This window comes from Pantoea sp. CTOTU50773 (assembly GCF_032082325.1).
Classification (GTDB): domain Bacteria; phylum Pseudomonadota; class Gammaproteobacteria; order Enterobacterales; family Enterobacteriaceae; genus Pantoea; species Pantoea communis.
Map to the genome: position 1 here is coordinate 1 of NZ_DAMDQC010000217.1, position 5,788 is coordinate 5,788.

Here is a 5,788-nt window from a genome sequence, read left to right on the forward strand (position 1 = left end):
CCAGCAGTTCCATCTTTTCCCGCAGATGAGTGCGCTGGATAACGTGGCTTTCGGCCCGATTCGTGTGCGCGGTGCGAAGAAAGACGATGCACAGAAACTGGCACGTGAACTGTTGGGTAAAGTCGGCCTTGCCGAGCGTGCGCACCACTACCCGGCCGAACTGTCCGGTGGTCAGCAGCAGCGTGTTGCCATCGCTCGTGCGCTGGCGGTGAAACCGAAGATGATGCTGTTTGATGAGCCAACCTCTGCACTCGATCCAGAACTGCGCCATGAAGTGCTCAAGGTGATGCAGGATCTGGCCGAAGAAGGCATGACGATGGTCATCGTAACGCACGAAGTGGGCTTTGCTCAGAAAGTGGCTTCGCGCCTGATCTTCATTGATAAAGGCACCATCGCGGAAGATGGCAACCCGGATGAGTTGATCACCAACCCACCGAGCGATCGTCTGCGCGAGTTCCTGCAGCACGTGTCATAAATGACGAGGCGGCTGTAAAGCCGCCTCTTCTTCCGTAAAGAAATTTCCTTTCAGAATCTTCACCTTCCATCGCTGACTATACTTTTTCTCTTGTGCCGTTGTGCGTTGCTCAACGAGAAGGTCATGTCGTTTGCCCGCCCATCATGGTGCCTGACCATATGGATGCTGATCTGTCTGTTACTCGTTCCCACCGCAAACGCGGTCAATCTACCGCAGGCCGCCGTCGCCGCTCAGCAAACGTCAACGCCTGCTGCCAGCACCACCGCTGAGAGTGAGCCGACGCTGGAAGATAAAAAAGCCGCTTATACCGCGCTGGCCAATATTCTGGAGAATAACGATTCGCGTCAGGAACTGATCGATCAACTTCGTCAGGCCGCCACCAGCAAAGCCAATAATGAACAGCCGGTATTGGCTCCGCCGCAGGCCGATCAGGAAGATCCCACGGTACTGGAGAGCGTCACCAACGTCACACGCGAATACGGAGGAGCCGTTGCCTCGCAGTTTGTCCGTTTGCACGACAACATCGTTAACGCACCGCACAAATCGTTTAATCAGCAAACCTTCTTCAATGCCCTGAAGTATTTCGCCGGGCTCGCCGCTGCCGTTTTTGCTTTCTACTGGTTCACGCGGCTGTTGATGTATCCCGTGTGGCAGCGCATGGGCCCCTGGGGGCGCAATCATAATCTGGATCGCACCAAGTGGCTGCATCTTCCTGCCACCATTATCGTCGCCTTTCTTCTCGTCTTAGTGCTTCTGGCGCTGACGCTGTTTGTTGGTCAGATTATCAGTGAGAACTACCACAACAATAACCGCACCATTGCCTATCAGCAGGGGCTATTCCTCAATGCCTTCGCGTTGATTGAGTTTTTCAAAGCGGTGTTGCGATTGATATTCTGCCCACGCTTCCCCACCCTGCGCTTCTTTCATCTTTCCGATGTGCGTGCCGCTTACTGGAACACACGTCTTAGCTGGCTCAGCGGCATCATCGGTTATGGTTTGCTCGTGGTGGTGCCGATTGTCGGCAATCAGGTGAATATGCAAATCGCTGCGTTGGTGAATGTGTTGATCATGTGCATCATGACTGGCTGGGCGCTGTGGCTGATTTTCCGCAATCGACGCAACATCCACGACGAGTTGTCGCGTTTGGCCGATCGCAGTATGAGCTTCTTTGCCTTGTTTATCCGCGCCTTCGGTATGGTGTGGCATTGGCTGGCGAGTGCCTACTTTATCGCGTTGTTCCTGTTCTCGATCTTCAATCCGGGTGACAGTCTGAAGTTTATGATGTCGGCCACGGTGCGCAGCATGGCGATTATTGTTATCGCCGCGCTGATTTCCGGCATGCTAACGCGCTGGATTGGCAAAACGCTGACGCTGTCGCCGGATCTGCGCCGTAACTATTCGGAACTGCAAAAACGCGTCAATGATTGGGTCAAAGCGCTGCTAAAACTGGCGCGTGTGATCACCGTGTTCGCCACGCTATTGCTGCTGCTCAATGCCTGGAATCTGTTTGATCTCTGGCACTGGCTCACGCTGGGAGCCGGGCAGAAAATGGTGGATGTGCTGATTCGTATCGTGATGATTTTGCTGCTCTCCGCCATCGGCTGGACGCTGCTGGCCAGCCTGATCGAAAGCCGTCTGGCTTCGGATTCACACGGAAGGCCGATGCCCAGCGCACGTAGGCGCACCTTACTGACGCTATTCCGTAATGCGCTGGCGGTGGTGATCAGCACCATCACCATTATGATTCTGCTGTCAGAAGTGGGTGTTAACATCGCGCCGCTGCTGGCGGGTGCCGGGGCGCTCGGTCTGGCGGTGTCGTTCGGTTCGCAAACACTGGTGAAGGATATTATCACCGGTATCTTTATTCAGTTTGAGAACGGCATGAACACCGGCGATTTGGTGACCATTGGCCCGATCACTGGCACGGTGGAGCGCATGTCAATTCGCTCCGTCGGCGTGCGTCAGGATACCGGCGCATATCACATCATTCCGTGGTCTTCGATTACCACTTTCGCCAACTTTGTGCGCGGTATTGGCTCGTTTGTCGCCAACTATGATGTAGACCGCAGTGAAGACACCGAGCGTGTGAATGCGACCTTGCAGGCAGCGGTGAAGGAGTTGCTGGAGAATCCGGATATTCGCGGCATGGTGATTGGCGAACCGAGTTTTTCCGGACTGGTGGGCCTGACCAACCAGTCCTTTACCGTGCGTGTGTCGTTCACCACCCAACCGCTGAAGCAGTGGACAGTGCGTTTTGCGCTGGATGACAAGGTGAAGAAGCATTTTGATGCCGCAGGGATTAAAGCGCCGCATCAGACGGTGGAAGTGATGCAGACCGGCAACGATGTGGGTTCCGCGGCCACGCTGGCAGCGCTGCCACCGCCCAATCCATCATAAAAACACGTTGGTTGAAACCTTAGGACACCGGATTAAACGCTTACATTCGCGGGCTAAGACTCGCCCCTGCATCCGAACACATGCAGGCTGCAGCCTTTAACCGCCAGTCTCATCGCGAGAACTCAAGTGGGATATTTCCAGTGCTCGCCTCAATGTTCAACCGATGTGGACTACGGTCTTGAGTCCGTACGATTCAGCACAAATATTTAAATGAGCGATCCCGAGTTCGCACCCACTAACGACACAATGTGGAATGTGGCCTCAGGATTCGCTGGTTCAGCGCGCGAAGCGTTTATTGCGCGCGGCTGGCGGCAGGAATGTCCAGGCGATAAAGCGGCTCTGTTTCTGCCCCTGTGCCATCTCGATGATGCGCACTTCCTCAACCTCGAGATCGCGCAACTGATCGCGCAACGCAGGCAGGTTCTCTTTGCGCGAAACCAGTGAGGTAAACCAGACAATACGATCGGCATAAGCCACGCTTTCATCGATCATCTTACCCACGAACTGGCGCTCGCCGCCCTCGCACCACAGTTCCTTGTGTTGACCGCCAAAGTTAAGCGGTGCATCTTTGCCTAAGCCCAGATTGCGTGTTTTACGCTGACCGACCATCGCTGCTTCCTGCGCCGAACCATGGAATGGCGGATTGCAGAGCACGGCATGATAGCGTTCATTTTTGTGCACCACACCGGCGAAAATGGCGGACTCGTCTTTCTGACGACGCAGACGCACGCCGCGCTGCAAGCCGGGATTGCTCGCGACAATCTGGTTTGCCGCCGTGATAGCTTCCGCCGTGATATCGGTACCGGTAAAGCGCCAGCCGTACTCCGCATGCCCGATCAATGGATAAATAAGATTGGCCCCGCAACCGATATCCATCACATCGACATCGCGTGGCACTTTGCCGCCGTTGTCACTGGCCAGCAAATCTGCGAGCGCATGCACATAGTCAGCACGGCCCGGTACGGGTGGCGTCAGGTAGCCTTCCGGTAGTTGCCAGTTCAGGTTATAAAACAGCTTAATCAGCGCCTGATTGAGTAGCATTACCGCTTCAGGATCGGCAAAATCCACCGACAACTCGCCGTAGCCATTTGGACGGACTTTCACCGCCAGCGGCGGATGAGCCGCGGTCAGAGCAGCAAAATCATAACGGCCCTGATGGCGATTACGGGGATGGAATGGCGAGGTGGCGGTTGGCTTGTTCATAGATTCTCCGGATAGTAGCGCGGGCGTAAGATACGCTGGATGGCGGCATCGCACAATCCGCTTACACGATTATCTGTATTGCATTTAAACCTGATATCCCAAAATTGAGTCCAAAATAATTCGTGCTGCAGCAAGCTGTCGTTATGGTCATCCGCTAGCGTTTCCTGATGATAGCGACAGGAATGCCATAACACCGTTGCGGTGCGAAGTTTAACAGACGAGCCAGGAGCGCTAATGCGACAACGTTATACTTATCAGCCAAGGAGCGGGCATGGTTTGCCACACGATCCGCTGAACGCCATTGTTGGTCCTCGCCCGATTGGCTGGGTGAGTTCGCTGAGCGCCAGTGGCCAGCGCAACCTGGCCCCGTACAGTTTCTTTAACTGCTTTAACTATCATCCGCCGATTATTGGTTTTGCCAGCAGCGGCTGGAAAGACAGTGTGCGCAATATCAGTGAAAGCAAAGAATTCGTCTGGAATCTGGCTACTCGCCCGCTCGCCGAAGCGATGAATGAAAGCTCGGCTTCTGTGCCGTCTGAACAAGATGAGTTCGCACTCGCGGGATTGACACCCATCGCTGCCTCGCACGTGAACGTCAGTATGGTGGCAGAGAGCCCGGTGAATTTTGAGTGCCGCCTGACTCAGCTGATTCGCCTGCAGGATGTGCAAGGCACTGAACTGGAGAGTTGGCTGGTGTTGGGTGAAGTGGTGGCAATTCATATTGATGAAGCGCTGCTGGAAGATGGCATTTATCAGACCGCCAAGGCACAGCCTATTCTGCGAGCCGGCGGCCCATCGGCGTATTACGGCATCAGTGAGGATTTGCGGTTTGATTTGGTGCGCCCGGATGCGCGCCGCGGTTAAATTGTGTGGGTTGGCGGTTGCGGTTGGACTGCGGGTTTGAATGCAGTTTGAAACACGAGTTTGGATTGCTGACTGAAATACGGGTTGGCTTAAAATCGAGTTAACGCTGGCTGGGGGCGCAGGGGGGCTAGCGTCCTCGCGCCGCTGACGCGGTCCCCTCACTTCGTTCGTCTGCCTCACGGAACGGCGGGGATGGCACATCCCTGTGCCGCCCCGCCTTTCCCCCGCGTCCTGCGGGCTATCCTGGCAGACTCACTCAGCTCGGCGCTGCGGATTGCCTGCCCCCCTGCGCCCCCAGCCTGCTCATAAACTTTCGTGCGTTTTGTTAAAGGCACTTTCATTCCCATAAGCTTCAGTGTGTTTGTCACCAAGCTTATTTCTGTCCATAAGATTGAATTTGTGATGCTAATGAGAGCATCAGCCGACTCATAAACTTCAACCAGTAAGAACTCACATCGGCTCACAAACTTGAATGCGAGTTGAAAAATACCGCACAAGTGTTAGTGGCCGTAGCACCTCTGATGCTGCAAGGGCTATCCGCAGCGCTGAGGCTTTTACATTGGGCCAGGAGATCCAAGCAGGGATGGTTCAAATCTTCCAGTCTGCTGATGAGCTCAAGTAAATGCTGTTGAAAGGGGCACAATATTTAAGGCCGTAGCACCTCTGATGCTGCAAGGGCTATCCGCAGCGCTGAGGCTTTTACGTTGGGCCAGGAGATCCACGCAGGGATGACCCAAATTTTACAATCTGCTGATGAGCTCAAGTGAATGCTGTTGAAAGCGGCACAATATTTGAGGCCGTAGCACCTCTGATGCTGCAAGGGCTATCCGCAGCGCTGAGGCTTTTACG

General features: G+C 54.7%; 4 protein-coding genes. 3 read left to right on the forward strand and 1 reads right to left on the reverse strand.

All coding sequences use genetic code 11. From position 1 onward, the window contains the following. Both RT340_RS21425 and ybiO read left to right on the forward strand, forming a co-directional pair. Positions 1-475, forward strand: a 475-nt coding sequence (locus tag RT340_RS21425; protein WP_313377681.1) for an ATP-binding cassette domain-containing protein, incomplete at its 5' end; no start/stop codon positions are given. A 162-nt stretch (positions 476-637) separates the two neighbouring features. Then, complete coding sequence (ybiO, locus tag RT340_RS21430) at positions 638-2,872, forward strand: mechanosensitive channel protein (protein ID WP_249221637.1); 2,235 nt, start codon at positions 638-640, stop codon at positions 2,870-2,872. Between the two features lie 276 nt (positions 2,873-3,148). On the opposite strand, the gene rlmF is transcribed toward ybiO, so the two are convergent. Continuing rightward, on the reverse strand, positions 3,149-4,075 hold the full coding sequence (gene rlmF / locus RT340_RS21435; RefSeq protein WP_166933163.1) for a 23S rRNA (adenine(1618)-N(6))-methyltransferase RlmF: 927 nt from the start codon (positions 4,073-4,075) through the stop codon (positions 3,149-3,151). 234 nt (positions 4,076-4,309) lie between these two features. On the opposite strand from rlmF, the gene RT340_RS21440 reads away from it, so the two are divergent. Further along, on the forward strand, positions 4,310-4,939 hold the full coding sequence (locus RT340_RS21440; protein ID WP_211728144.1) for a flavin reductase family protein: 630 nt from the start codon (positions 4,310-4,312) through the stop codon (positions 4,937-4,939). The last annotated feature ends 849 nt before the right edge of the window (positions 4,940-5,788 follow it).